This window comes from Mesorhizobium sp. M0772 (assembly GCF_040320135.1).
Lineage (GTDB): Bacteria > Pseudomonadota > Alphaproteobacteria > Rhizobiales > Rhizobiaceae > Mesorhizobium.
Window position 1 is genome coordinate 105,740 of sequence record NZ_JAMYPB010000005.1, and the last position, 25,156, is coordinate 130,895.

Here is a 25,156-nt window from a genome sequence, read left to right on the forward strand (position 1 = left end):
CTGAATTGCACGTTTTGCCAGAATCCAGGTCAGAGTCAGGCGCTATTCTCGGCTTCACCCTTCAGCCGTTTGATCGCCATCAGCACCCGTTCTGGTGTTGCAGGAGCGTCGAGACGCGGACAGGCCTTATGATCGGCCACACTTGCCACCGCGTCCGACAGCGCATGCAGCACAGACATGCCGAGCGGGAAGGGCGGTTCGCCGACCGCCTTGGAACGGTGCACCGTCGGCTCGTTGGCCTCCGGCCAGTCGGCCAGCGTGACGTTGAATATCTTCGGCCGGTCGGACGCGAGCGGGATCTTATAGGTCGACGGCGCATGCGTGCGCAGCCGGCCCTTGTCGTCCCACCACAGCTCCTCCGTCGTCAGCCAGCCCATGCCCTGGATGAAGCCGCCCTCGATCTGGCCGAGATCGATGGCGCGGTTCAGCGAGCGGCCGGTTTCATGCAATATATCGGTGCGCTCGACGACATATTCGCCGGTCAGCGTGTCGACCGAGACTTCCGAGCACGAGGCGCCATAGGCGAAATAATAGAACGGATGGCCCTCGCCCTTGTCACGGTTCCAGTGGATTTTCGGCGTCTTGTAAAAACCCGCCGCCGACAGTTGGATGCGGGCCATATAGGCCTGCTTGACGAGGTCGGTGAAGGCGATCTCCTGGTTGCCGATGCGCACCCGGTTGGGCAGGAAAAGCACCTGCTCGCGCGGCACCTGGTATTTTTCGGCGGCGAAGTCGGTCAGCCGTTCCTTGATCTGGCGGGCGCCGTTCTGCGCCGCCATGCCGTTGAGGTCGGTGCCGGACGACGCCGCGGTGGCCGAAGTGTTCGGCACCTTGCCGGTGGTCGTCGCGGTGATCTTGACCTGGTCGAGGTCGATCTGGAACTCTTCCGCCACCACCTGCGCCACCTTGACGTAGAGGCCTTGCCCCATCTCGGTGCCGCCGTGATTCAGATGCACCGAACCATCGGTGTAGACATGCACCAGCGCGCCGGCCTGGTTGTAGTGGGTGGCCGTGAAAGAGATGCCGAATTTGACCGGCGTCAGCGCCAGGCCGCGCTTGATGAAGCGGCTGTTGGCGTTGAAGGCCTGGATGATGCGGCGGCGCCCCGCATAGTCGGCGCTCGCCTCCAGCTCGGCGACGATGCGGTGGATGATGTTGTCCTCGACCGTCTGGTGATAAGGGGTGACGTTGCGGCCCCCGTCTTTATCACCACTGGTGCCATAAAAATTCTGCTTGCGGATTTCGAGCGGGTCCTTGCCGACGGCAAAGGCAACCTCGTCGATGACGCGTTCGGCGCCGACCATGCCTTGCGGGCCGCCGAAGCCGCGAAACGCCGTGTTCGACACGGTGTTTGTGTAAAGCGGCGCCGATTGCGCATGCACCGCCGGCCAGAAATAGGTGTTGTCGCAATGGAACAGCGCGCGGTCGGTGACCGGGCCGGACAGGTCCGATGAAAAGCCGCAACGCGCCGCGAACATGAAGTCGACGCCAAGAATGTTGCCGGCGTCGTCGAAACCTACTTCGTAGTCGACGAGGAAGTCATGGCGCTTGCCGGTGGCAATCATGTCGTCGTCACGGTCGGGCCGGATCTTGACCGCGCGATGGTGTTTCTTGGCGGCGATCGCAGCCAATGCCGCAAACTGGTTGCCTTGCGTCTCCTTCCCGCCGAAGCCGCCACCCATGCGGCGGATTTCCACTGTGATGGCGTTGCTCGGCACGCCCAGCGCATGGCTGACCATATGCTGGACTTCGCTCGGATGCTGGGTCGAGGAATAGATGGTGACGTCCTGGTCCTCGCCAGGAATGGCCACTGCGATATGGCCTTCGAGATAGAAATGCTCCTGGCCGCCGATGCGCATCTTGCCCTTCAGCCGGCGCGGCGCCGCCTTGATCGCGGCAGCGGCATCGCCACGCTTCAGCGTGAGCGGCGGCGTGACCAGCTTGTCCTTGCGGGGGTCGAGATCGCCAATGTCGGTGACGAAAGGCAATGGACTGTATTCGACCTTGGCCAGCCGGGTGGCGCGGCGCGCCTGTTCGCGCGTCTTGGCAATAACGCAGAAGATCGGCTGACCATAAAACTGCACCTTGTCGTCGGCCAGCACCGGCTCGTCGTGTCGACCGGTCGGCGAAATGTCATTTTCGCCCGGAACGTCCTTGGCCGTCAGCACATCGACGACGCCCGGCGCCGCGCGCACCGCCGACAGATCCATTTTGCTGATCGTCGCATGCGTCGCCGTGGACAGGCCGAGGCAGCCATGCAGCATGCCCGCCGGTTCCGGCATATCGTCGATATAGACCGCGCTGCCGCTGACATGCTTGTGCGCGGAATCGTGGCGCTGGTCGGCGGCGACGCCACCGGAAATCTTCTGCGCCTTGAGATCTGGAGAGGCGTGCTTGTTCATCAGGCCGCCTCGTTGCGTGACACCTGGAACGGCGCCTTGCTGCCGCTGGTTTCGGCAAAAAAGCGCAGCAGCAGGTTCCTGGCCGCCAGCGCCCGGTATTCGGCCGATGCCCGCATATCGGTCAGCGGGGTGAAATCGCCGGCATATTCAGCCATGGCCGCTTCCACCGTTGTCTCCGTCCACGGCTTGCCGAGCAGCGCTTTTTCGACACCGAAAGCCCGCTTCGGGGTGGCCGCCATGCCGCCATAGGCGATGCATATATCGGCCACGGTTCCGTCCTTGGCCAAGTCGAGGAAAAAGGCGCCAAGGGCTGCGGTGATGTCCTCGTCGCGGCGCTTGGTGATCTTGTAGACGGCAAACTTCGTGCCCTTGGCCGGCACGGGAACGTGCACGGCCTCGACGAATTCGCCTGGCTGCCGGTCCTGCTTGCCATAGGCGATGAAGAAATCCTCGAGCGCGATGGTGCGCCGCTTCTTGCCGCGGCGCAGCGTCAGTTGCGCACCAAGCGCGATCAGGGGCGGCGGCGTGTCGCCGATCGGCGAGCCATTGGCGATGTTGCCGCCGATGGTGCCCATGTTTCGTACCTGTTCGCCGCCGATGCGGTCGAACAATGGCCCGAGCGAGGGGATGCGCTTGGCCAGTGTCGCGAAGGCGTCGGTGTAGGTAACGCCGGCTCCGATGGTGATGACGTCATTGTCTTCGGAGATCGCGCACAGCCCCTCGAGATTGCCGATGAAGACTACCGGTGAGATGTCGCGCATGTGCTTGGTGACCCACAGGCCGACGTCGGTCGAGCCGGCGACAACAGTGGCGTCGGGTTCCTTATCCAGTACAGCGGCGAAATCATCGGCGTTGGCCGGGACGACCAACCTCAGCTTGCCGGCGCCGATTTCGACGCGGGCACCGTCATGCATAGCCTCGAGCCTGGCGGTGATCGCCTTGCGCTCGGCCGCCAGCGGATCCTTCGCCGCCTTGCCGTAGCTGGAGATGGCACGCGCGGCGCGCATGATTGCCTCATAGCCGGTGCAGCGGCAAAGATTGCCTTGCAAGGCCTTCTCGATCGCCGCATTCGACGGGTCCGGCGACTTCATCCACAAGCCGTAGAGCGACATGACGAATCCCGGCGTGCAGAAGCCGCATTGCGAAGCGTGGAAATCGACCATCGCCTGCTGCACCGGATGCAATTGGCCAGGCGCGCCGCGCAGATGCTCGACGGTGACGACATGGGTGCCGTCGAGCGAACCGAGGAAACGGATGCAGGCATTGACGCTTTCATAAACCAGCTTGCCGGCGGACAATTTTCCGACCAGGACCGTGCAGGCGCCGCAATCGCCCTCGGCGCAGCCTTCCTTGGTGCCGCGCAGCGAGCGGTCGAGCCGCAGCCAGTCGAGCAAGGTCGCGTCGGGCGCCACCGATGACAGCGCGACATCCCTGCCATTGAGGATGAAGCGGATCTCGTTGCGTATGGTGATCTTGGCCATGCGTCAGCTCCCCCTGTAGGTCGAGTAGCCATAGGGAGAGATAAGCAACGGCACGTGATAATGCACGGATTCTGCCATGCCGAAGCGGATCGGCACGCTGTCGAGGAAGGCCGGTTCCGGCAGTTTGGTGCCCTGGCCGCGTAGATAGTCACCGGCGGCGAAGACCAGTTCGTATTCGCCAAAGCGGAACTCCGCTCCTGCCAGCAGCGGCGCATCGCAGCGGCCGTCGGCATTTGTGACGACGGTCTTCAAATGTATCCGCGCGTCGCTCTCAAGATGATAAAGCGCGATCGACAGGCCCGCCGCCGGCTTGCCGGTCGCGGTGTCGAGCACATGCGTCGTCAGACGTCCGCCATCGGCTTTCGACGTTTCTGCCACTGGCGCCTCCCATTTCCGATACAGCCGAACAAAGCAGTGAATTGTGCGCCAATTAAAGGCGATGCATAAGTCCCGGTCGAGCGGAGTGGCACAAAAACACTTTCAAAAATTTCGGGGGAATGCGCGAGCAACCCTTTCGACTATCCTGATCACAACTTCCGGCAGCGTCCGGCGGGGAGGGGCAATGCGTTACTCTAGAGACATGCGCGGCTACGGAGCCAATCCGCCGGATCCGAGATGGCCGGGCGGTGCGCATGTGGCCGTCCAATTCGTCGTCAACTACGAGGAAGGCGGCGAGAACTGCGTGCTGCACGGCGACAAGGCCTCGGAAGCCTTCCTGTCGGAAATCGTCGGCGCCGCGCCCTGGGTCGGCCAGCGCCACTGGAACATGGAATCGATCTACGAATATGGCGCGCGGGCAGGCTTCTGGCGGCTGCTGCGCCTGTTCAGCGAGGCGCAAGTGCCGGTGACCTGCTACGGGGTCGCCTCAGCATTAGCCCGGTCGCCCGACCAGGTGGCGGCGATGCAGGAGGCCGGCTGGGAAATGGCCTCGCACGGGCTGAAATGGATCGACTACCGCGACCACAGCGCCGAGGACGAGCGCCGCGACCTCGAAGCGGCGATCAAGCTGCACTACGAGGTGACAGGCCAACGGCCGACCGGCTGGTACACCGGCCGCACCTCGGTCAATACGGTGCGGTTGGTGGCCGAAGAGGGCGGCTTCGACTATGTGTCGGACACTTATGACGACGAACTGCCCTACTGGTTCGAGCACAGCGGCGGCGCGCAACTCGTCATCCCCTACACGCTCGATGCCAACGACATGCGTTTCGCCACGCCGCAGGGATTCAATTCCGGCGACCAGTTCTTCTCCTATTTGAAGGACAGTTTCGACACGCTCTATGCCGAGGGCAAAGCGGGCCGGCCGCGGATGATGAATATCGGCCTGCATTGCCGCCTCGTCGGACGTCCCGGGCGGGTGGCGGCGCTGAAGCGCTTCGTCGACTATGTCAGATCGCACGACAAGGTCTGGCTGGCACGGCGCATCGATATCGCCAGGCACTGGCAGGAGAACCACCCTTACCAGCCGGCGGCGCTCAAGCCGTCGAAGATGGCGTTCGAGACCTTCGTCGACACTTTCGGCGGCGTGTTCGAACATTCGCCCTGGATCGCCGAACGTGCCTATGAGCTGGAGCTTGGGCCGGCGCATGACAGCGCCGGCGGCCTGCACAATGCGCTCTGCCGCGTCTTCCGCGCCGCCAGCGAAACCGAGCGGATCGGCGTCCTCAACGCCCATCCCGATCTCGCTGGCAAACTGGCCAAAGCGAGACGCCTCACTGCGGAATCCACACGCGAGCAGGCCTCCGCCGGCCTCGACGCGCTGACCGACAAGGAGCGCGAGCTGTTTTCCAAGCTCAACGCCGCTTACGTCACCACCTTCGGCTTTCCCTTCATCATCGCGGTGCGGGGCAAGACCAAGGAGGAGATCCTCGCCGAGTTCGAGGCGCGCATCGGCAACAGCCGCGGCATCGAACTCGATACCGCCTGCAAACAGGTCGAGCGCATTGCGCTGCTCCGCCTGAAAGACATGCTCCCGCTCTAATGAAATGACTGAGGGGTCAGGACCCAATGGATATGATCAAGACTGACCAGAAAACCTATTACGCGCCGCATGGCGGCCATCCCGGCCAAAATGAGCTTTTGACCGGCCGCGCCGTCTTCACCGAGGCCTATGCGGTCATACCAAAGGGGGTGATGCAGGACATCGTCACCAGCCCCCTGCCGTTCTGGGACGAGACCAGGGCCTGGATCATCGCCAGGCCGCTGTCGGGTTTCGCCGAGACATTTTCGCAGTACATCGTCGAGGTCCTGCCCGGCGGCGGCAGCGACCGGCCCGAGCCGGACGCCGGCGCCGAGGGCGTGCTGTTCGTGGTTGAGGGCGAGTTGACCGTTTCGCTGGCCGGCAAGAAGCACGTGCTGCAAGCCGGCGGTTTTGCCTTCCTGCCGCCGGACAGCGGCTGGACGGTGCGCAACGAAGGTCGCGACGCCGTACGCTTCCACTGGATCAGGAAGGCCTATGAGGCCGTCGACGGCATCGACGCGCCGGAAGTCCTGTTCAGCAGTGACCAGCAAATGGCGCCGACGCAGATGCCCGGCACCGAGGGTCGCTGGGCGACGACCCGTTTCGTCGATCCAGCCGACATGCGCCACGACATGCATGTCACCATCGTTACGCTCGAGCCTGGCGCCGTCATCCCGTTTGCCGAGACGCATGTCATGGAGCACGGGCTCTATGTCTTGGAAGGCAAGGCGGTCTACCGCCTCAACCAGGACTGGGTCGAGGTCGAGGCCGGCGACTTCATGTGGCTGCGCGCCTTCTGCCCGCAGGCCTGCTACGCGGGCGGCCCAGGCAAATTCCGCTATCTCCTTTACAAGGACGTCAACCGGCACGCCAAGCTCGGCGGGGCGGGCATTGGCGGTCGCGCGCGGTGACCCGCATCACAGCGCGGCCGCTGACCCGCGAAAGCTTTGCCGGCTTCGGCGATGTCATCGACATGGGCGGCGGCAATCACTACCCGATCAATGGCGGCAAGACCGAGCGCTACCAGAATCTCGCCACCGCTGAAGCCGTGGGACCGAATGCCCGCGTGCTGATCTCGATGGCTCGCGGCACGCCTTACGACCTGCCGCTGAAGCTGACCATGGTCGAGCGCCATCCCTTAGGCAGCCAGGCGTTCATCCCGCTCTCACCGCGGCCTTTCCTGGTCGTCGTCTGCCATGACGGCAAGGACGGTCCGCGCGAGCCGCATGCCTTCATCACCGCACCGGGGCAAGGCGTCAACTATCCGCGCAATCTCTGGCACGGCGTGCTGACACCACTCGGTGAAGCGCAGGATTTCGTCATCGTCGACCGCGGCGGTGACGGCTCCAACCTCGAAGAGTTCCATTTCTCGCACCCCTACGAAATCCATCTCCCCAACGAGACCTGAGAAATGACCGACATATCGCTGATCGACCGCCTGCTCGATGTCATCGAGCACGACATCGTGCCGAAAACGGCAGAGGGCGTGGCCCATGGGAACAAGCTGTTCGGCGCCGCCATCCTGCGGAAGGGCGACCGCTCGCTGGTGCTGGCCGAAACCAACAACGAGATGGAAAACCCGCTCTGGCATGGCGAGGTGCACTGCCTGAAGCGTTTCTATGAAATGCCGAAAGCCGAGCGCGTCGACACCAAGGACGCCATCTTCATCGCCACGCATGAGCCCTGCTCGCTCTGCCTGTCGGCGATCACCTGGACCGGCTTCGACAATTTCCACTACCTCTTCAGCCACGAGGATTCACGCGACAGCTTTGCGATCCCGCACGATCTGAAAATCCTGAAAGAGGTCTTCACTCTCGATCCCGGCGGTTACAATGCCGAGAACGCTTATTGGAAGAGTTTTTCCATTCGCAGGCTGGTGCGGGCGCTGCCCGAGGCCGAGCGCGGCCGGCTTGAGGCAAGGATCGGCAATATTTCCACCCGCTACGACGAACTGTCCGGCGCTTATCAGGCGCGCAAGTCCGAAAACGACATTCCGCTGAACTGACGCGGATTGCCTAGCCTACCTTCGCGTTTTTCAGCACCTCGTTGATCCTGGCCTGCCAGCCCTTGCCGGTCGCCTTGAATTTACTGATGACATCCTGATCCAGACGGATGGACACGACTTGCTTAGGCTTCTCCACGGCTGGCCGGCCACGAGCACGCCTTATGCTCTCGAAAAGTTCTGGAAACACTTCCGCGAAAGGCCTGGCTTGCGCCAACTGTTCGTCTGTCGTCTCCGCATCGTCGGGATCATCAACAATTTGTCTTTGAATTTCCACTTCCTCCGCATCGGTAAGCGGTCGAACACGCGATTTAGGATTGTTCATATACTGACCTTTCCTTTCGGCTGGCACGGCGCATCGAGATCACCGAATCGCCTCCGAACCAAGCGGCTTGAAAATCACGGCCAGGATGATCTCTCCGAATTCGCCAATCGCCTTGAACCGGTCGGCCTTGGCTGGAAGGACGGTTGAAGTCGCAAAAAACTCAATACGAGTTCGGCAAAATCGAGACCCCGGCTGTCCAGGTTCGTCACGCGCTTTGGCTCATCCCAAACGATTTTCAGGCGAAACCATCCTCATCACGTTGGGTTCAGTTAATAAATGTAATACATTAATTATAATCCTGCAACATCAGGACAAAACAATCGGGCTACATATCGTGGCGTCGTCGCGGCGACACCGGCCGTCGCCCGTTTGACTTCATGACATGCCCGCTTCATGCGTCACTGACATCCTGGAGCATCGCATGAAAACCATCACCGAATTTCCCCGCAAGGTCATCGAATTCCCCGATATGGGCATCGTCATGCCGGATGGTTGCCGGCTGTCGGCGCGGGTGTGGATGCCGGACGATGCGAGCGAGGATCCGGTGCCGGCAATCCTTGAGCACCTGCCCTATCGCAAGCGCGACGGCACCATCTTTCGCGATCAACTGACGCATCCCTATTTTGCCGGCCACGGCTACGCCTCGATCCGCGTCGACATGCGCGGCAATGGCGATTCCGAAGGCCTGATGGACGACGAATATTCCGAGCAGGAATTGCAGGACGCCTGCGATGTGATTGCCTGGGCGGCAGCACAGCCCTGGTGCAACGGCAGTGTCGGTATGATGGGCATTTCCTGGGGCGGCTTCAACTGCCTGCAGGTGGCAGCCAAGCAGCCGCCGGCGCTGAAGGCGGTGATCAGCCTGTGCTCGACCGTCGACCGCTACGCCGACGACATCCACTACAAGGGCGGCTGCCTTTTGACGGAAAATTTCGGCTGGGCCTCGACCATGTTGTCCTATTCGTCGCGACCGCCGGATCCGCTGATTGCGGGCGACAACCGCTGGCGCGACCTCTGGCTGACGCGGCTGGAGAACCAGACTTTCCTTCTGCCGCTCTGGCTCAGCCATCAGCATCGCGACGCCTATTGGAAACGCGGTTCGATCTGCGAGGATTTCTCCGCGGTCAAAGCCGCCGTGCTGTCGATCGGCGGCTGGCATGACGGCTATCGCAACACGATTTCGCATCTGGTCACCAACATCCAGGCGCCGGTGAAGGGCATTGTCGGGCCGTGGATCCACAAATACCCGCATTATGCCGAACCCAAACCCGCCATCGGCTTCCTGCAGGAGGCGTTGCGCTGGTGGGACAGCTGGTTGAAGGGCGTCGACACCGGCGTCGAGGCCGACCCGGACTACCGCGCCTATGTCATGGACAGTGTGCGGCCGGCGCGCTGGCACCCGGAGCGGCCGGGCCGTTGGGTGGCCGAACAGGAATGGCCGTCTCCCAACATCAAGGTCGGGGTGATCGAACTCATTGCTGACGGCGTCAGGCCGGCGATCGTGGCGACCCCGCAAAGCTGCGGGCTCGCCGGCGGCGAATATTTTCCCTTCACCTTTGGCCCGGAACTGCCGGGCGACCAGCGCCCGGACGATGCGCTGTCCGTCTGCTTCGATCAGCCTGTGCTTGCCGAGACACTCGACATCGTCGGCGCGCCGGAGCTTCTCATCCGGGTGTCGTCCGATCGCCCGCAGGCGAACATCGCGGTGCGGCTGTGCGACGTGCACCCCGACGGCGCCTCGGAACTGATCTCCTACGGCGTGCTCAACCTGACGCATCGTTCTTCGCACGAACAGCCGCAAGCGCTGGTGCCGGGCGAAACGGTTTCGGCGCGCGTTATTCTCGACCAGTGCGCCTACCGCGTGCCGGCCGGACACCGCCTGCGCATCGCGGTTTCCAATGCTTACTGGCCGATGATCTGGCCGTCGCCGGAGCCGGTGCGGCTCGACCTTTCAGCGGCGACGCTGAGGCTGCCGCTGCGCCCGCTCGCAAAAAGCGACGAGACTTCATTCCAGTCTCCCGAAGGCGCAACACCCTGGGCAACCGCGACAGTTCGTGCAGCGAATTCCGAGCGTCACGTCGATCGCGATGAGAAGACCGGCATCGTCACGCTCTCGATCACGGATGATTTCGGCGAAGTGCGCGATCTCGCGCATGGACTGGCCAATGGCAGCATTGCCCGCGAGAGCTGGACGATCCACCCCGACGACCCGCTGTCTGCCTCGGGCCGCACGCACTGGACGCAGACCTTGTCGCGAAACGGATGGTCGGTGCGCACCGAGACGTCGGCTGAAATGCGCTGCGATGCGCAAAACTTCATCGTCAGCGCCAGAATCGAAGCCTATGAGGGCGAAACGCTGGTTTTCGAACGCGATTTCGAAGAGACGATCCCGCGCGACCTGCTCTGAGCGTCCACCCGACTGGTCCAGTTGCGACGCACGATTTACGCCACGGCATGTCGCATTCCGTCTTGCTTACGGCTTTGCCTTCCGGTCAATATCCCTTTGGTAACAACAAGCAAAAAACGACCATAAGGTCGAACCAACAGAGTGAGGAACTCAAATGTCCAACGAACTCGAATATCTGAGCCGGCGCGTTGCGTCCGGCAAGCTGAGCCGTCGTGATTTCCTCGGCCGCGCCGCAGCACTCGGCGTCACAGCGCCCTTCGCCAATATGCTGCTTTCCAGTGCGGCTCGCGCGGAAGGCCCGGTCAAGGGCGGCACGCTGAAGGCCGGCCTCGTCGGCGGCGAATCCACGAACAGCCTGGACCCGGCTTTGTTCATGACGCAAGTGCCGTTCGCTTTTGGCAAGATGTGGGGCGAACTGATCGTCGAGCTGTCTCCGGAAGGCAAGCTCGAGAACCGCATCGCCGAAGAGATCGGCTCGTCGGACGACGCCAAGGTGTGGACGCTGAAAATCCGCGACGGCGTCGAATTCCACAACGGCAAGACGGTGACCGCTGAGGATGTGGCGGCAACGCTCGAGCGCCATTCTGATGAAAAGTCGAAGTCCGGCGCGCTGGGCTACATGAAAGGCATCGACAGCATCAAGGCCAGTGGCAAGGAAGTCGTCCTGACGCTGAAGGAGGCCAACGCCGACCTTCCCTATCTCCTCAGCGACTACCACCTCATCGTCCAGCCCAACGGCGGCAAGGACAAGGCGGATGCCGGCATCTCGGCAGGACCCTACAAGGTCACTACCAACGAGCCCGGCGTGCGCCATGGCGGCGAGCGCTTCGCCAATTACTGGCAGGCCGACAAGATGGGCCATGCCGACCAGATCGAGATCATCGTCATCAACGACGCGACCGCGCGCACGGCGGCCCTGCAGGGCGGCCAGGTCAACATGATCAACCGCGTCGAGCCGAAGATCGTCGACCTCATCAAGCGCGTACCCGGCGTCACCATCCGCAACCATGCCGGCCCCGGCCACTATGTCTTCATCATGCATTGCAACACCGCGCCCTTCGACAACAGCGACCTGCGCATGGCGCTGAAGCTCGCGATCGACCGCGAAGAGATGCTGAACAAGGTGCTGCGCGGCTACGGCTCGCTCGGCAACGACTTCCCGATCAATTCGTCCTATCCGCTGTTTTCCGAGATCGAGCAGCGCAAATATGATCCCGACAAGGCCAAGTTCCACTACAAGAAGTCGGGCCATGACGGCACCGTGCTGCTGCGCACCTCCGACGTTGCCTTCCCGGGCGCGGTCGACGCCTCGCAGCTCTTCCAGCAGAGCGCGGCCAAGGCCGGCATCAAGATCGAGCTCAAGCGCGAGCCCGGCGACGGCTACTGGAACGAGGTCTGGAACAAGCAGCCCTTCTGCGCCTCCTATTGGGGCGGCCGCTCGACCCAGGACCAGATGTACTCGACCGCCTATCTGTCGACCGCCGACTGGAACGACACCCGTTTCAAGCGTCCGGACTTCGACAAGCTGGTGCTGGCCGCACGCGCCGAACTCGACGAGACCAAGCGCAAGCAGATGTACCACGACATGGCCGTGCTGGTGCGCGACGAGGGCGGCCTGATCCTGCCGATGTTCAATCAGTTCATCGATGCGACAGGCGCCAAGGTCGGCGGCTGGGTAGACGATCCGCATCAGGAGCTGATGAACGGCTACGCGCTGGCGAAGTGCTGGCTCGAAGCCTGAGCCCGGCTTTGCGGATATGTCCTCACCCGTCGTGAAACTTGTGGCCCAGCGCGTTGCGCTGGGCATCGTCCTCTTGCTGGCCGTTTCGGTCCTGATCTTCGCCGGCACCCAGATCCTGCCCGGCGACGTCGCGCAAGCCATTCTCGGACAATCGGCGACGCCGGAATCGCTCGCCAATCTGCGCGAGCAGCTCGGCCTGAATCAGCCGGCTTACATCAGGTATTTCCATTGGCTAGGCGGTGTGCTCACCGGCGATCTTGGCACGGCGATGTCGAGCGGCCAGGATATTGCCACGTCGATCAAGGGGCGGCTGTGGAACACGCTGTTCCTCGCCTTCTGGGCTGCGATCGTGGCCGTGCCGCTGGCCATCATCCTCGGCCTGATCGCCGTGCGCTACCGCAATGGTTGGGTCGACAAGCTGATCTCCGGCCTGGCGCTCGCCTCGACATCTTTCCCGGAATTCTTCATCGGCTATGTGCTCGTCTATTTCTTTGCCGTGAAGTATCAATGGTTCCCGGCCATTTCCACGGTCTATGACGGCATGCCGTTCGGCGAGCGCATGCAGGCGATCGCGTTGCCAGCCACCGCGCTGACGCTGGTTGTGCTGGCGCATATGATGCGCATGACCCGCGCGGCCATCCTCAACGTCATGCAGTCGGCCTATGTCGAGACGGCGGAACTGAAAGGCCTGTCGGCCTTCAACGTCATCCGCAAGCATGCTTTCCCCAATGCCATCGCGCCGATCATCAACGTCGTCATGCTCAACCTCGCCTACCTCATCGTCGGCGTCGTCGTGGTCGAGGTGATCTTCGTCTATCCCGGCATGGGACAATATCTGGTCGACCACGTCACCAAGCGCGACGTGCCGGTGGTGCAGGCGGTCGGCCTGGTCTTCGCCGCCGTCTATATCAGCCTGAACATCATTGCGGACATCGGGGCGATTGTCGCCAATCCGCGCCTCAGACATCCGAAATAGGCGGCGGGCATGCTCGACATCAAACGCATCCCCATTCCCGCGCTGATCGGCATCGTGCTGACGGCTATGTTCGTGCTGGCGGCAGTTTTCGCACCGTTGATCACACCGTACGGCAATGCCGAAATCGTCGGCGATGTCTGGGAACCGATGACGGCGGCACATTTGCTGGGCACCGACAATCTCGGTCGCGATCTTCTGTCGCGCATGATCTACGGCGCTCGCATCACGCTGTTCATTGCGGTGCTGGCCACCGCGCTGTCATTCTCGCTCGGCGCCATCCTCGGCTTTTCGGCGGCGGTGTTCGGCGGCTGGTTCGACACGCTGCTGTCGCGCCTTGTCGATCTGCTGATGTCGATCCCGACCCTGATCATGGCGCTCGTCGTGCTTTCGGTGCTGCCGACCAACCTGGTGACGCTGATCTTGGTGATGGGCGTCCTCGACTCGACCCGCGTCTACCGGCTGTCGCGCGCGGTGGCCGTCGACATCAACGTCATGGATTATGTCGAGGCCGCCAAGCTGCGGGGCGAAGGCAGCGGCTGGATCATCTTCCGCGAGATCCTGCCCAACGCGCTGTCGCCGCTGGTCTCGGAACTTGGCCTGCGCTTCATCTACGCGGTGCTGTTCTTGTCGACGCTGTCCTTTCTCGGCCTCGGCGTGCAACCGCCGGATGCCGACTGGGGCGGCATGGTCAAGGAAAACAAGGACGGCATCGTCTTCGGTATCGGGGCGGCACTCATCCCCGCCGCGGCGATCGCAGCACTGGCGATTTCGGTCAATCTGGTCGCCGATTGGGTGCTCAACCGCACGACAAGCCTGAAGGGAGGACGCGGGTGATGGCTGACACAAAAGCAAAGCCCGGCCTGCTGCTCGATATCCGCAATCTGCGCATCGAGGCGACAGTGTTTCCGCCCGGCGAGGTGCCGAAGAACATCGTGCTGGTCCACGATGTCTCGCTGACGCTGGAAAAGGGCAAGGTGCTCGGCCTGATCGGCGAGTCCGGCGCCGGCAAGTCGACCATCGGCCTGTCGTCGATGGGCTATGGCCGTGGCGGCGTGCGCATCACCGGCGGAGAGGTGCTGCTCAACGGCCGCGATATCCTCAAGGGGGGCAAGGAAGGTTTCCGCAAATTGCGCGGCCGCGAGGTCTGCTATGTCGCGCAGTCGGCGGCCGCCGCCTTCAACCCGGCGCACAAGCTGATGGACCAGGTGGTGGAAGCAACGCTGCTGCACGGCACGGCGACACGCGCCGAGGCCGAGAAACGTGCCGTGGCGTTGTTCAAGAAGCTCAGCCTGCCAAACCCCGAAATCATCGGCGAACGGTTCCCGCACCAGGTCTCCGGCGGCCAGTTGCAGCGCGTGATGACGGCGATGGCGCTGTGTTCGGAACCCGACCTGATCGTCTTTGACGAGCCGACCACGGCGCTCGACGTGACGACGCAGATCGACGTGCTGGCGGCGATCAAGGACGCCATCCGCGACACCCATGTCGCGGCGCTCTACATTACCCACGATCTTGCCGTCGTCGCCCAGGTCTCGGACGAGATCATGGTGCTGCGCCATGGCAGGCTGGTCGAATGGGGCGGCACTCGCCAGATCATCAAGGAGCCGCGCCAGGAATACACCAATGCGCTGGTCTCGGTGCATGAGATCGAGCATGCCGAGCAGAAGCCCGGCGCCGCGCCGTTCCTGTCGGTCAAGAACGTCACCGCCGCTTACGGCGGCAGCCACGTCAAGGTGCTGAAGAACGTCTCGGTCGACATCTATCCGGGACAGACGCTGGCGGTCGTCGGTGAATCCGGCTCCGGCAAGTCGACGCTGGCGCGCGCCATCACCGGGCTGTTGCCGCCCGAGGAAGGCACCGTCACCTTCGACGGCAGGCCGCTCGCCAACCGGCTTGCCGACCGGCCGAAGGAGGATCTGCGCCAGTTGCAGATGATCTATCAGATGGCCGACGTGGCGATGAACCCGCGCCAGACCGTCGGCACCATCATCGGCCGGCCGCTGGAATTCTACTTCGGCATACGCGGCCGCGAGCGCGACAAGCGCGTCGCCGAACTGCTCGACGAGATCGAGATGGGCAAGGGCTTTCTCGATCGTTATCCGGCCGAACTCTCCGGAGGCCAGAAACAGCGCGTCTGTATCGCCCGCTCGCTCGCCGCCAAGCCCAAGCTGATCATCTGCGACGAGGTGACATCGGCGCTCGACCCGCTGGTGGCCAACGGCATTCTCAAGCTGCTGCTCAACCTGCAGCAGCACGAGAAGGTCGCCTACCTCTTCATCACCCACGATCTGGCGACGGTGAAGTCGATCGCCGATTCGATCGCGGTGATGTACCGCGGCGAGGTGGTGCGCTACGGCGCCAAGAGCAAGGTGCTGACGCCGCCCTTCGACGCCTATACCGACCTGCTGCTGTCGTCCGTTCCCGAGATGGAGATCGGCTGGCTGGAAAAGGCGATCAAGGGACGGCGCATGGCGAGCGCGGGGAATTAGTAGGGAATTCGCGGCCTTTGTCGCGAAAACTTCCTTCAACGGCAAAAGCTTTCCGGAGCCGCCCATGGCGCTCAAGACCAAACTGCTGCTCATCATTCTCGATGGCGTGCCCTACCGGAACTGGCGCCGGCTGATGGGCAATCTCGAGGGCTGGGTGCAGTCGGGCGAGGCGCAGGTGTGGAAGATGCGCTCGGTGCTGCCGTCGACCTCGGCCTGCTGCTATGCCTCGATCCACACCGGGGTTTCGCCGCAGGAGCACGGCATACTATCCAACGAGAACCGTTTTCTCGTCAACAAGCCGGATATTTTCTCCGAGGTCAGCAAGGCCGGCGGCAAGACCGGCGCGGTGACGCATTCCTACTGGTCGGAATTCTTCCGTTCCTATCCGTTCGATCTAGTCGAGGACATGGAGTTCGACGAGCCCAACGGACCGATCGCGCATGGCCGCTTCCACACCATGACCGGCTACAATTTGCGCAACCAGATGACGCCGAGCGATGTCGATTTGTTTGCGACACTGACCCTGCTGACCCGGCGCCACGCCATCGACTACGGGATCCTGCACACCTGCACGCTGGATTCGATGGGCCATCGCTTCGGCCATGACTGCCACGAAATGGACCATGCCTGCTATGCGATGGACGGCATGTTGGCAGCCTTCCTGCCGGGCTGGCGGCAAGCCGGTTACGAGGTGATCGTAACCGCCGACCACGGCCAGACAGACCGCGGCCATCATGGCGGCCGTGACGATGAAATGCAGGATTTCGCGCTGTATTATTTCGGAGCCGGCAAAGGGCCGGATCCGGACACGCTGCTTGATCAGCTGCAACTGGCGCCGACGGTGCTGAAGCGGCTGGGTGTGCCGGTGCCGGAGACCATGAAGGCTAAGCCGTTTTTGGGGTGACGGAGGTCGTCGCTGAGCCGCCGTTCGCTACCCCCTCTCCCCGTCACTATACGGGGAGAGGGTAAGGGTGAGGGGCAGCGCTAACATCAAAATAAATACCCCAACGCCGGCGCCGCCCCTCATCCGCCTGCCGGCACCTTCTCCCCGTATAGTGACGGGGAGAAGGGAGACGCTCTGGCAACACTCCCTCTCTTCGGTTAGCTTCGCCAAAATTCCTTGGCGGAAGGATGAACCTTTTTGAACCTATCGGCGACAGAGCAGACAGGAGCCAGGCGGCTCGACCGGCCATGACGGCAGCGACCGAGACTGATCGCGCGCTTGTCGACCGGGTCGCGAAGGGCGACCGTTCCGCTGTTCGGCTGCTGTTCATGCGTCACCACGCGCGGGTCTACCGCTTCGTGGTGCGCCAGACGGGATCGGAAATGATGGCCGACGATATCGCAAACGAGGTCTTTCTCGAGCTGTGGCGCCAGGCGCCCGGTTTCGAAGGGCGCTCGGAAGTCTCGACATGGCTGCTCGGCATCGCCCGGTTCAAGGCGCTGTCGATGCTGCGGAAGAAAAAAGAAGACTGGATCGATGACGACGATGCGGCGCAGGTTCCCGACGGCGCCGACACGCCGGAAGTCGCCACCATGAAGGAAGACAAGGGCGCCGCTTTGCGGCGCTTCGTCGATGCCTTGCCGGAGGAACACCGCTCGGTGATCGACCTTGCCTATTACCATGGACAGTCGGTGACGGAGATCGGCGAGGTGCTCGGCATCCCGGTCGCCACGGTCAAGACCCGAATGTTCTACGCCCGCAAGAAACTCGGCGAAGCCCTCAAGGCCGCCGGTTACGACAGGGGGTGGCCATGAGTAATCCTGAAGATATGAGCGCCGCTGGAAAAATGTCACGCCGTGACGAAATGGAAACGCTGCTGCCGTTCTACCTGAACGGCTCGCTGGAAGGCTCGGACCTCGAAGCCGTCGAGGAATGGCTGGCGTCCGATCCGGCGGCGACGGCGGCGCTTGGCGAGGCTGAGGCGGAATTCTCCGGCGCCGCCGCCGCCAACGAGGCGATCCGGCCACCGGCCGATGCGCTCAGCCGCTTTGCCAGGGCGCTCGACGCCGAAGCCGGACCGGTCCGCGCTCCCGCGGGCGGTTCCTGGCTGGCGCAGGCACTCGGCCGTTTCATGGCGGTGCCGGTCGGCGTCGCCTGGGCGGCAGCGGCGGTGCTGCTGGCGTTGGTCGTGGTGCAGTCCTACGTGCAGACCGGCGGCAAGAGCAATGATTTCGAGATTGCCGGCGCCGAGGATGATCTGGCGAAACTGCCGTTCGCGCTGGTCAAGTTCAAGCCGGATGCGAAGATGTCCGACATCGCTGTCTTCCTCGACCAGAACGCGCTGAAGATCGCCGGCGGGCCGGCCGCCTCGGGCGTCTTCCGCATTGCCATCCCGGTCAAGACCGGAGCAGACTACACCAGGCTCGTCGGCCTTATTGCCGCCCAGCCGTTCGCGGAGACTGTGATCGAGGGAAGGAAACCGGTTGATGGCAGCTAGGGCGGTCATTCGATTTGCGGCGATCCTGGTGGCGGCGACGACAATCGTCGCCGTGCCGGCGTCGGCGCAGACCAATGATCCCAATGCCGGCCGGGCCGACTGCACCGAGGCGGCCGGAGCGGCGGCTGCCGACTGCCCGAAAGACGGCAATGAGGCCAACGTCGGCGGCGAACCAGGCGCAGTTACCCTTCCGGCCCTGATCGTCGACCTGTTTCCCAACCCACCGGTTCCCGAAGCGCCCGTGCCGACGCCACGGCCGTCAGGGCCGCCTGCCGACACGCAGGCCGGACCACCCGCCGGCGGGGCGATCGTTTCGCCGACCGATCTTGTCGCGACCGCGCCGCGCCGTGCCATCGCCGGCGAGTTCGTGCCCGGCGAGGTGCTGGTGACCGTCGACGGCGATGCCGGCGCCGTCCAGCAGATCGCCGCCTCCTTCGGCCTTGAAGTGCGCTCGCAGCGCCAGTCGCGGCTGCTCGGCACCACACTGGTGCGCTTCGGCATTCCCGACGGCCGCCCGGTCGGCGCCGTGCTGGCGCAGCTGGCCGCCGATGGCCGCACCCTGCGGCGCGAGCCAAACCATATCTATTCGCTGCAGCAGGCGGCCGGCATCGTCAACTATGCCTTCGAGCGCATTCAGCTCGACAACAAGCAAGCCAGTGGCGAAAACGTGCGCATCGCCGTCATCGACACCGGCATAGACGACACCAATCCGGCGCTGTCCGGCGTCATTGCCGACCAGTTCGACGCCATGCCCAACGTGCCGGTCGAAAAGCGTGACCATGGTACCTCGGTCGACGGACTGATCGCCGGCGTCGGCGCGCTCGAAGGCATGGCGCCCGGCGCCAGGATCTATCACGCCCGCGCCTTCGAGGACGGCAGGTCGACCATGGATGTCATCCTGTCGGCGCTCGACTGGGCGGCGGACCAGAATGTCAGCATCATCAATATGAGTTTCGTCGGCCCCAAGAACGATCTGCTCGCCACCGCCTGCCGCAATGCGCGCGGGCTCGGCATCATCCTGGTCGCTGCTGCCGGCAACAACGGGCCGAAAGCGCCCTATGGCTACCCCGCCGCCTATGACGGCGTGATCGCGGTCACCGCCACCGACGCCAAGGACGGGCTGATGCAGCAGGCCAATCGCGGCGCTTATGTCTTCATCTCGGCGCCCGGCGTCGAGATGGTGGCGCCGAGCGGCGCCGGCTCTGACGTCGTCACCGGCACCTCATTTGCCGCCGCGATCGTGTCCGGCGCAATCGCCAACCTGATCCACGCCTCACCCGAGCGCTCGGCCGACGATATCGAAAAGGCGCTGGCCGCCACCGCCAGGGATCTCGGTCCGAAGGGACGGGACAATGATTTCGGTTATGGGCTGCTGGATACGAAGGCGGCGGCGAACAAGTAAACCGGGCGAATTTCGCGCCACCCAATTCAGAGCGCCGGACCCAGCCGGACAGGGCTGCCATCATGGAAGCGCGACAGCCGGAAGCGGCTGAGGTCGTGCCCCGTCTGGTTTCCCTGGATCATGTCGGCAACGACGCGGCCTATGCCAGGCCCGATGCCGAAGCCGTGGCCGCTCATTCCCGTTGCGACGAAAAGGCTGCCGACTGCCTCAACCCGATCCACGACGGGGACGACGTCGGGCATGGCGTCGATCATGCCACCCCAGCCTGCCTTCAGGCGAACCCTCTCGAACTGCGGAAAGAGGTGCTTGAACTTGCGTTCTATCGAACGCAGACGGGCCGGTTCAGGGGCCGGGTCGAGCACCCGCATTCTCTCGAAAGGGCTGTGCGAATCCGGCGCCCAATCGCGCGGCGTCGACCAGGCATCGGGGTAACCTGACGGCGCGAACGGAAAGTAGCGTGTCCCCAGCGGATTGTCCCTCAGCGCAGGAAGATATTTGGTGGCGTGCCGGAAGGCGTCAGGTCCCAGGTAATGCAGATGGCTGCCGCCCGCGGCGAGCGTATACCCGCCATCCTGCCGGCGCCTGAAAGCGATGTGTTCGTCAGTCGCCGCACCTGCATAGATTTCAGCCAAGGGGTCCGTTGCGGCTGCGGTTACCCTGACGCTGAGCTGGGGGATGGAGACGCCGTGTCTTCTCAGGAACAAGGATGACCAGGCACCTCCCGCGACCAGCACGCTGGAGGCCTCGATATACCCCGTCTCGGTCCACACGCCCTTGACCTTGCCACCTGAGATTTCGAGGGTTCGCGCTGCGCAATTCTCGACGATTTTGACGCCTTTTCGCACGGCGAGCCGGGCAAATGCGGGCACCGCCAGCCAAGGCTCCGCCCGCATGTCGGAGGGCGTCGTCATCGCGCCCTTGAATTTGCGCGACATGCCTTTGATGAGTGCCGCGGTTTCGTCTGCATCCAGGAGACGGGTGTCGAGCGCATGCGTCGCAGCGATCTTCATGAATGCTTCGAAGCCGGCCATGTCCTTGTCGGTCTTCGCCAGGTAGGTCACACCTGTCTGGGTCAGGCCGATGTCCTCGCCGCATTCCTCAGCCAGTTCCCGCCACAGGCGAATAGCCTCTATGACGATGGGCAACTCGTCGGCGTCGCGTCCCTGCTTCCGGATCCAGCCCCAATTGCGGGACGACTGTTCGGCCGCAATGCGTCCTTTTTCCAGCAGCGTCACCGGGATGTTCCGCTGTGCCAGGAAAAGCGCCGTCGTCACACCGATGATGCCGCCACCGACAATGACCACCTCCGACGTTTTCGGCGGTGGGCCAGGATGCCGGATTGGATCCGTTTCGGAGAACGGGAATATGGGCAAGTGGCGCACCCTGAGGACTGGTTGATGGCTCTGGCTTACTGGTTGCCACCCACTCGAAGCCAAATCAAGGACAGGTCCAGGCAGACCGTTGTCCCAACGAAGTCAATCTATCTGCGGGCAACATCCACATGGGTGAACTTGCCCAGCGGAGCAATTGGATTAATCCCTAAACCGGCGCGCCGGCGACCGAGCCTCTCACCACCAGGTCGACAGGCCAGACCTCGCCCCGCGCCCCTTCTTCCAAGCCGGAAATGCGCGCTGCCAGGCGTTCGGCGATGCGGGCGCCGGCGAGGCGGATCGACGAGCGCGTCGTCGACAGCGGCACGGAAAAATTCTCCGGCTTCAGCCATGGAAAGACGTCGTCATGGGCAATCAACGACAGGTCGCCGGGAATGGTCAGGCCAAGGTCGCGCACCGCGCGCACGACGCCGAGCGACATGATCAGGCTGGAGCAGGCGATCGCCGTCGGCCGCTCGCTCTGTTCGAGCAGGCGCCTGGCGGCGCGGTAGCCGTTCTCCTCGGTCATGGTGAGTGAACAGACATGGCGCTCGCCGAGCGTCAGGCCGCTCGCGGCCAGCGCCCTGCGCATGCCGCGCTCGCGGTGGATGGCGAAGGTCTCGCGGTCGTCGCCATTGATCAGCGCCAGCCGGCGGTGGCCGAGCTGAACCAGCAGCCGGGCGGCGTCGTGGAAGCCGCCCTCATTGTCGATGTCGGTGAAGGGGTAGTCGAAATCGGAGCCTTCGCTGCGGCCATGGACGATGAAGGGAATGCCGAGCGTGTTGACCAGCGCCACCCGCCGGTCGGCCGGGCGCGGCGAGGAGATGTAGACGGCGTCGACCTGGCGGTTGGCGACGATGCGGCGATAGGTGGTTTCCTGGTCGTCGGCATCGGCCGGCGACAGCACCAGGTCGAGCTCGTGCGAGCGGGCATAGTCGCCGAGGCCGGAGAGGAATTCGACGAAATGCGGGTCGATGTCGACGGAGGCGCCCGTCGGCAGGACATAGCCGATCATGCCCGTCTTGCCGGTCGCCAATCGGCGCGCGCTCGGATTGGGCCGGTAGCCGTGGCGCTTGGCGGCATCCACCACGCGCCGGCGGGTTTCCTCGTTGACCTCCGGATAGCCGTTGAGCGCACGGCTTACCGTTGTCTGCGACAGGGCCAGCATATGAGAGAGCTGCTTCAGGTTCACTGGGAGGCCTCCAAGCCTCAAAGCGCTTTTAATTTTGAAGCCACGCGGCGCCACAACGGGCGCGGCCAAGCTGGTCGACCATACGCACTGGTCCGGCCAGTTTGAAGCTTAATACGCTGCTGCACCGCCGTAAAACTATGCTGCAGTGCACTTTACCAAGTCTTCCAGCTCGAAATTAAATCGATTAGCCCACCGCCCTCTTGACTTCCAGCCGATTCAATGGCGAGATCAAAAAGACCAAAGCGCTTTGGAAGACTCTTCGAAAGGTTGCGGTTCCTTTCTGAACGAGTCACAGTCCTGCAGCGTCGGCGGGCGGAATGGAGGTTCCGTCCGGGTGTATGTGTCCACACTGGGAGGAATACCGATGAAGAAGATGCTTCTGCTTGGCGCAGCGTTTGCCACGCTCGCCTTGTCCCTGCCGGCGCAAGCCGAACTGAAGTTCAAGCCCGGGGAAGACAAGCGCTTCAACTGGGCCAATTACGAAGAGCTGAAGAAGGTCGATCTCAAGGGCGAGACGCTGACCATCTTCGGGCCCTGGCGCGGCGAGGACGAAGGCCTCATCCGCACTGTTCTCGAATATTTTCAGGAAGCCACCGGCGCCGAGATCAAGTACTCCTCGTCGGAAAATTACGAACAGCAGATCGTCATCGATACCCAGGCCGGCAGCCCGCCCAATATCGCCGTACTGCCGCAGCCGGGCCTGATCCAGGATCTGGCGTCCAAGGGCCTTTTGACGCCGCTGGGCGACGACACCGCCAAATGGATCAAGGACAATTACGGCGCCGGCCAGTCATGGGTCGATCTCGGCACCTTCAAGGACAAGGACGGCAAGCCGGGCTTCTTCGCCTTCCCCTACAAGGCCGACGTGAAATCGCTGGTCTGGTATTCGCCCGACAATTTCGAGGAAGCCGGCTACAAGGTTCCCAAGACCCAGGAAGAGCTCGCCGACCTCGAGAAGAAGATCATCGCCGACGGCGGCACGCCGTGGTGCATCGGCCTCGGCTCAGGCGGCGCTACCGGCTGGCCGGCGACCGACTGGGTCGAAGACATCATGCTGCGCACCCAGGCGCCCGACGTGTATGACAAGTGGGTAAAGAACGAGATCCCGTTCAACGATCCGGCGGTGGTCAACGCCATCGACATTTTCGGCAAGATCGCGACCGACGACAAGATGGTCGACGGTGGGGCCAAGGCGGTTGCCGCGACCGACTTCCGCGACAGCCCGAAGGGCCTCTTCTCGGTGCCGCCGAAATGCTACCTGCACCATCAGGCATCGTTCATCCCGACCTTCTTCCCGGAAGGCACAAAGGTTGGACAGGACGCCGACTTCTTTTACTTCCCGCCCTATGCATCCAAGCCCGAGCTGGGCACGCCTGTGCTCGGCGCCGGCACGCTGGCCATGATCACCAAGGATTCGAAGGGTGCACGCGCGTTCATCGAATTCCTGAAAATGCCGCTGGCACATGAAATCTGGATGGCCCAGGGCGGCTTCGTCACGCCGCTCAAGTCGGTCAACAAGGATGCCTATGCCAGCGACGCGCTGAAGAAGCAGGGCGATATCCTCGCCAATGCCTCGACCTTCCGCTTCGACGGTTCGGACCTGATGCCGGGCAAGATCGGCGCCGGCGCCTTCTGGACCGGCATGATCGATCTGGTCGGCGGCAAGTCGGCGCAGGATGTCGCCACCGACATCCAGAAGAGCTGGGACGCTATCAAGTAGTCAGCTGGCAAGCAGTCAGCTGGCAAGTAACCACTGCCAAGTGTTCAGCCGCTTTGGCGGCAAATTCAGGACTTCCTCCACAGATTGGATCCGGGCCGCTATGGCCCGGATCCGACCGGCGCCTTACGCCGGACCGATTTGCGTTCGTTCGTTCCGAATAACTTAAATCGGCGCAGAGCCACATCGCCAGGGCTGTTCAAGGCCCGGTCGATCATGCGCAGGGAAGAGGGACCCATGGCTGCTCAGATCTTATCGGCCATTTTTGTCATCATCATCGGCGTCGGCGGCTGCGTCGCCTATTTCTGGGGCGCCAACAAGCTGGTCGACCTGATATTCCCGTCGCGCGGCGTGGCCGGGGCTGCGGCCATCGACAATCTGCGCCGGCAAGGACTGGTCCGTCCGTGGCTGTTCGTCGGCCCGGCGATGATCATCCTCACCGTCTACCTGATCTACCCGGTGGTGGCGACGCTCTGGCTGTCCTTCCTCGACCGCGGCGGCCAGCATTTTGTCGGCTTCGCCAACTATGAATGGGCGTTCGGCGACCGCGAGTTCCGCAACTCGATCCTCAACAACATCATCTGGCTGGCGGTGGTGCCCGCCGCCTGCACCTTTCTAGGGCTGATAATCGCCGTGCTCACTGACAAGATCTGGTGGGGCACGATCGCCAAGAGCTTGATTTTCCTGCCGCTGGCGATCTCCTTCGTCGGCGCCAGCGTGATCTGGAAATTCATCTACGAATATCGCGGCGAGGGCCAGACGCAGATCGGTCTGCTCAACGCGATCATCCAGTATTTCGGCGGCCAGCCGCAGGTCTGGATATCGCTGCCGTTCTGGAACAATTTCTTCCTGATGATCATCCTGATCTGGATCCAGACCGGCTTTGCCATGGTCATCCTGTCTTCGGCATTGCGCGGCATCCCCGAAGAGACGCTTGAAGCCGCGGTCATCGACGGCGCCAATCCGTTCCAGATATTCTGGAAGATCATGGTGCCGCAGATCTGGGGCACCATCGCCGTGGTCTGGACGACGATCACCATCCTAGTGCTGAAAGTGTTCGACATCGTGCTGACCATGACCAACGGCCAGTGGAACAGCCAGGTGCTGGCCAATCTGATGTTCGACTGGATGTTCCGCGGCGGCGGCGATTTCGGCCGCGGCGCCACCATCGCCATCATCATCATGATCGCGGTCATCCCGATCATGGTCTGGAACATCCGCCAGGCGAACAAAGAGACGGGAGGACATTGA

Annotated in this window: 21 protein-coding genes and 1 pseudogene; 15 read left to right on the top strand and 7 right to left on the bottom strand. The window is 63.1% G+C overall.

Translation table 11 applies throughout. The features are described from left to right. Window positions 1–35: 35 nt before the first annotated feature. Genes xdhB through uraH form a run of 3 tightly spaced genes read right to left on the bottom strand, consistent with a single transcriptional unit; the run spans window position 36 to window position 4,261 of the window. Complete coding sequence (gene xdhB, locus NKI06_RS05185) at window positions 36–2,402, bottom strand: xanthine dehydrogenase molybdopterin binding subunit (protein ID WP_352984344.1); 2,367 nt, start codon at window positions 2,400–2,402, stop codon at window positions 36–38. Then, window positions 2,402–3,883, bottom strand: coding sequence for a xanthine dehydrogenase small subunit (gene xdhA / locus NKI06_RS05190; RefSeq protein WP_352984346.1), 1,482 nt, complete (start codon window positions 3,881–3,883; stop codon window positions 2,402–2,404). The genes xdhB and xdhA overlap by 1 nt, the downstream gene beginning before the upstream one ends. Before the next feature lie 3 nt (window positions 3,884–3,886). Then, complete coding sequence (gene uraH, locus NKI06_RS05195; protein WP_023815952.1) at window positions 3,887–4,261, bottom strand: hydroxyisourate hydrolase; 375 nt, start codon at window positions 4,259–4,261, stop codon at window positions 3,887–3,889. Window positions 4,262–4,445: 184 nt separating this feature from the next. Here uraH and puuE point away from each other — a divergent pair, with 184 nt between their 5' ends. From puuE to NKI06_RS05215, 4 genes are read left to right on the top strand one after another with little or no spacing between them, the layout of a single operon-like run. Further along, window positions 4,446–5,864, top strand: coding sequence for an allantoinase PuuE (puuE, locus tag NKI06_RS05200; RefSeq protein WP_352984348.1), 1,419 nt, complete (start codon window positions 4,446–4,448; stop codon window positions 5,862–5,864). Between the two features lie 32 nt (window positions 5,865–5,896). Continuing rightward, window positions 5,897–6,754 (top strand): bifunctional allantoicase/(S)-ureidoglycine aminohydrolase, encoded by an 858-nt coding sequence (locus NKI06_RS05205; RefSeq protein ID WP_502900573.1) that lies wholly within the window; start codon window positions 5,897–5,899, stop codon window positions 6,752–6,754. Further along, on the top strand, window positions 6,751–7,251 hold the full coding sequence (locus tag NKI06_RS05210) for an ureidoglycolate lyase (protein WP_352984350.1): 501 nt from the start codon (window positions 6,751–6,753) through the stop codon (window positions 7,249–7,251). The genes NKI06_RS05205 and NKI06_RS05210 overlap by 4 nt, the downstream gene beginning before the upstream one ends. 3 nt (window positions 7,252–7,254) lie before the next feature. Beyond that, on the top strand, window positions 7,255–7,848 hold the full coding sequence (locus NKI06_RS05215) for a nucleoside deaminase (protein WP_352984352.1): 594 nt from the start codon (window positions 7,255–7,257) through the stop codon (window positions 7,846–7,848). 10 nt (window positions 7,849–7,858) lie between these two features. On the opposite strand, the gene NKI06_RS05220 is transcribed toward NKI06_RS05215, so the two are convergent. Then, window positions 7,859–8,170 carry a BrnA antitoxin family protein gene (locus tag NKI06_RS05220; RefSeq protein WP_023671384.1) on the bottom strand — a complete coding sequence of 104 codons (312 nt, stop codon included), beginning with the start codon at window positions 8,168–8,170 and terminating at the stop codon, window positions 7,859–7,861. Next, window positions 8,157–8,409 (bottom strand): annotated as a pseudogene (locus tag NKI06_RS05225) (BrnT family toxin). The gene NKI06_RS05220 and the pseudogene NKI06_RS05225 overlap by 14 nt, the downstream one beginning before the upstream one ends. 182 nt (window positions 8,410–8,591) lie before the next feature. Between NKI06_RS05225 and NKI06_RS05230 the strand changes: the two are divergent. The 9 genes from NKI06_RS05230 (at window position 8,592) to NKI06_RS05270 (ending at window position 19,626) form a co-directional block, all read left to right on the top strand. Then, window positions 8,592–10,577: a CocE/NonD family hydrolase gene (locus NKI06_RS05230; RefSeq protein WP_352984354.1), complete on the top strand. Its 1,986-nt coding sequence runs from the start codon at window positions 8,592–8,594 to the stop codon at window positions 10,575–10,577. A gap of 154 nt (window positions 10,578–10,731) precedes the next feature. Next, the gene (locus NKI06_RS05235; RefSeq protein WP_023671387.1) at window positions 10,732–12,318 is read left to right on the top strand and encodes an ABC transporter substrate-binding protein; all 1,587 of its coding nucleotides are present in this window, start codon (window positions 10,732–10,734) and stop codon (window positions 12,316–12,318) included. Window positions 12,319–12,334: 16 nt separating this feature from the next. Next, on the top strand, window positions 12,335–13,294 hold the full coding sequence (locus tag NKI06_RS05240) for an ABC transporter permease (protein ID WP_023671388.1): 960 nt from the start codon (window positions 12,335–12,337) through the stop codon (window positions 13,292–13,294). A 9-nt stretch (window positions 13,295–13,303) separates the two neighbouring features. Next, on the top strand, window positions 13,304–14,128 hold the full coding sequence (locus tag NKI06_RS05245) for an ABC transporter permease (RefSeq protein WP_352654545.1): 825 nt from the start codon (window positions 13,304–13,306) through the stop codon (window positions 14,126–14,128). Next, window positions 14,128–15,783 carry an ABC transporter ATP-binding protein gene (locus NKI06_RS05250; protein WP_352535465.1) on the top strand — a complete coding sequence of 552 codons (1,656 nt, stop codon included), beginning with the start codon at window positions 14,128–14,130 and terminating at the stop codon, window positions 15,781–15,783. Before NKI06_RS05245 ends, NKI06_RS05250 begins: the two co-directional genes overlap by 1 nt. Before the next feature lie 64 nt (window positions 15,784–15,847). Continuing rightward, window positions 15,848–16,687 carry an alkaline phosphatase family protein gene (locus NKI06_RS05255; protein ID WP_023815944.1) on the top strand — a complete coding sequence of 280 codons (840 nt, stop codon included), beginning with the start codon at window positions 15,848–15,850 and terminating at the stop codon, window positions 16,685–16,687. A 287-nt stretch (window positions 16,688–16,974) separates the two neighbouring features. Then, the gene (locus tag NKI06_RS05260) at window positions 16,975–17,541 is read left to right on the top strand and encodes a sigma-70 family RNA polymerase sigma factor (RefSeq protein ID WP_352984356.1); all 567 of its coding nucleotides are present in this window, start codon (window positions 16,975–16,977) and stop codon (window positions 17,539–17,541) included. Between the two features lie 14 nt (window positions 17,542–17,555). After that, a complete protein-coding gene (locus NKI06_RS05265; RefSeq protein ID WP_352984397.1) occupies window positions 17,556–18,224 on the top strand; it encodes an anti-sigma factor in 669 nt (222 codons plus the stop codon). Beyond that, window positions 18,214–19,626 carry a S8 family serine peptidase gene (locus tag NKI06_RS05270; protein ID WP_352984358.1) on the top strand — a complete coding sequence of 471 codons (1,413 nt, stop codon included), beginning with the start codon at window positions 18,214–18,216 and terminating at the stop codon, window positions 19,624–19,626. Before NKI06_RS05265 ends, NKI06_RS05270 begins: the two co-directional genes overlap by 11 nt. Window positions 19,627–19,652: 26 nt before the next feature. Here NKI06_RS05270 and NKI06_RS05275 read toward each other — a convergent pair whose 3' ends face one another. Beyond that, window positions 19,653–20,999 (bottom strand): NAD(P)/FAD-dependent oxidoreductase, encoded by a 1,347-nt coding sequence (locus tag NKI06_RS05275; RefSeq protein ID WP_352984359.1) that lies wholly within the window; start codon window positions 20,997–20,999, stop codon window positions 19,653–19,655. Window positions 21,000–21,165: 166 nt separating this feature from the next. Continuing rightward, complete coding sequence (locus tag NKI06_RS05280; RefSeq protein WP_023729697.1) at window positions 21,166–22,188, bottom strand: substrate-binding domain-containing protein; 1,023 nt, start codon at window positions 22,186–22,188, stop codon at window positions 21,166–21,168. 364 nt (window positions 22,189–22,552) lie between these two features. On the opposite strand from NKI06_RS05280, the gene NKI06_RS05285 reads away from it, so the two are divergent. Together NKI06_RS05285 and NKI06_RS05290 are read left to right on the top strand one after the other, a co-directional pair. Beyond that, a complete protein-coding gene (locus tag NKI06_RS05285) occupies window positions 22,553–23,908 on the top strand; it encodes an ABC transporter substrate-binding protein (RefSeq protein WP_023668892.1) in 1,356 nt (451 codons plus the stop codon). Between the two features lie 234 nt (window positions 23,909–24,142). Further along, window positions 24,143–25,156 (top strand): carbohydrate ABC transporter permease, encoded by a 1,014-nt coding sequence (locus NKI06_RS05290; protein ID WP_023668891.1) that lies wholly within the window; start codon window positions 24,143–24,145, stop codon window positions 25,154–25,156.

Coding starts and splice junctions, on each gene's coding strand:
- xdhB (WP_352984344.1), bottom strand. CDS start 2,402: ATGAACAAGCACGCCTCTCCAGATCTCAAGGCGCAGAAGATTTCCGGT.
- xdhA (WP_352984346.1), bottom strand. CDS start 3,883: ATGGCCAAGATCACCATACGCAACGAGATCCGCTTCATCCTCAATGGC.
- puuE (WP_352984348.1), top strand. CDS start 4,446: ATGCGTTACTCTAGAGACATGCGCGGCTACGGAGCCAATCCGCCGGAT.
- NKI06_RS05205 (WP_502900573.1), top strand. CDS start 5,897: ATGATCAAGACTGACCAGAAAACCTATTACGCGCCGCATGGCGGCCAT.
- NKI06_RS05215 (WP_352984352.1), top strand. CDS start 7,255: ATGACCGACATATCGCTGATCGACCGCCTGCTCGATGTCATCGAGCAC.
- NKI06_RS05220 (WP_023671384.1), bottom strand. CDS start 8,170: ATGAACAATCCTAAATCGCGTGTTCGACCGCTTACCGATGCGGAGGAA.
- NKI06_RS05230 (WP_352984354.1), top strand. CDS start 8,592: ATGAAAACCATCACCGAATTTCCCCGCAAGGTCATCGAATTCCCCGAT.
- NKI06_RS05235 (WP_023671387.1), top strand. CDS start 10,732: ATGTCCAACGAACTCGAATATCTGAGCCGGCGCGTTGCGTCCGGCAAG.
- NKI06_RS05240 (WP_023671388.1), top strand. CDS start 12,335: ATGTCCTCACCCGTCGTGAAACTTGTGGCCCAGCGCGTTGCGCTGGGC.
- NKI06_RS05245 (WP_352654545.1), top strand. CDS start 13,304: ATGCTCGACATCAAACGCATCCCCATTCCCGCGCTGATCGGCATCGTG.
- NKI06_RS05250 (WP_352535465.1), top strand. CDS start 14,128: ATGGCTGACACAAAAGCAAAGCCCGGCCTGCTGCTCGATATCCGCAAT.
- NKI06_RS05255 (WP_023815944.1), top strand. CDS start 15,848: ATGGCGCTCAAGACCAAACTGCTGCTCATCATTCTCGATGGCGTGCCC.
- NKI06_RS05260 (WP_352984356.1), top strand. CDS start 16,975: ATGACGGCAGCGACCGAGACTGATCGCGCGCTTGTCGACCGGGTCGCG.
- NKI06_RS05265 (WP_352984397.1), top strand. CDS start 17,556: ATGAGCGCCGCTGGAAAAATGTCACGCCGTGACGAAATGGAAACGCTG.
- NKI06_RS05270 (WP_352984358.1), top strand. CDS start 18,214: ATGGCAGCTAGGGCGGTCATTCGATTTGCGGCGATCCTGGTGGCGGCG.
- NKI06_RS05285 (WP_023668892.1), top strand. CDS start 22,553: ATGAAGAAGATGCTTCTGCTTGGCGCAGCGTTTGCCACGCTCGCCTTG.
- NKI06_RS05290 (WP_023668891.1), top strand. CDS start 24,143: ATGGCTGCTCAGATCTTATCGGCCATTTTTGTCATCATCATCGGCGTC.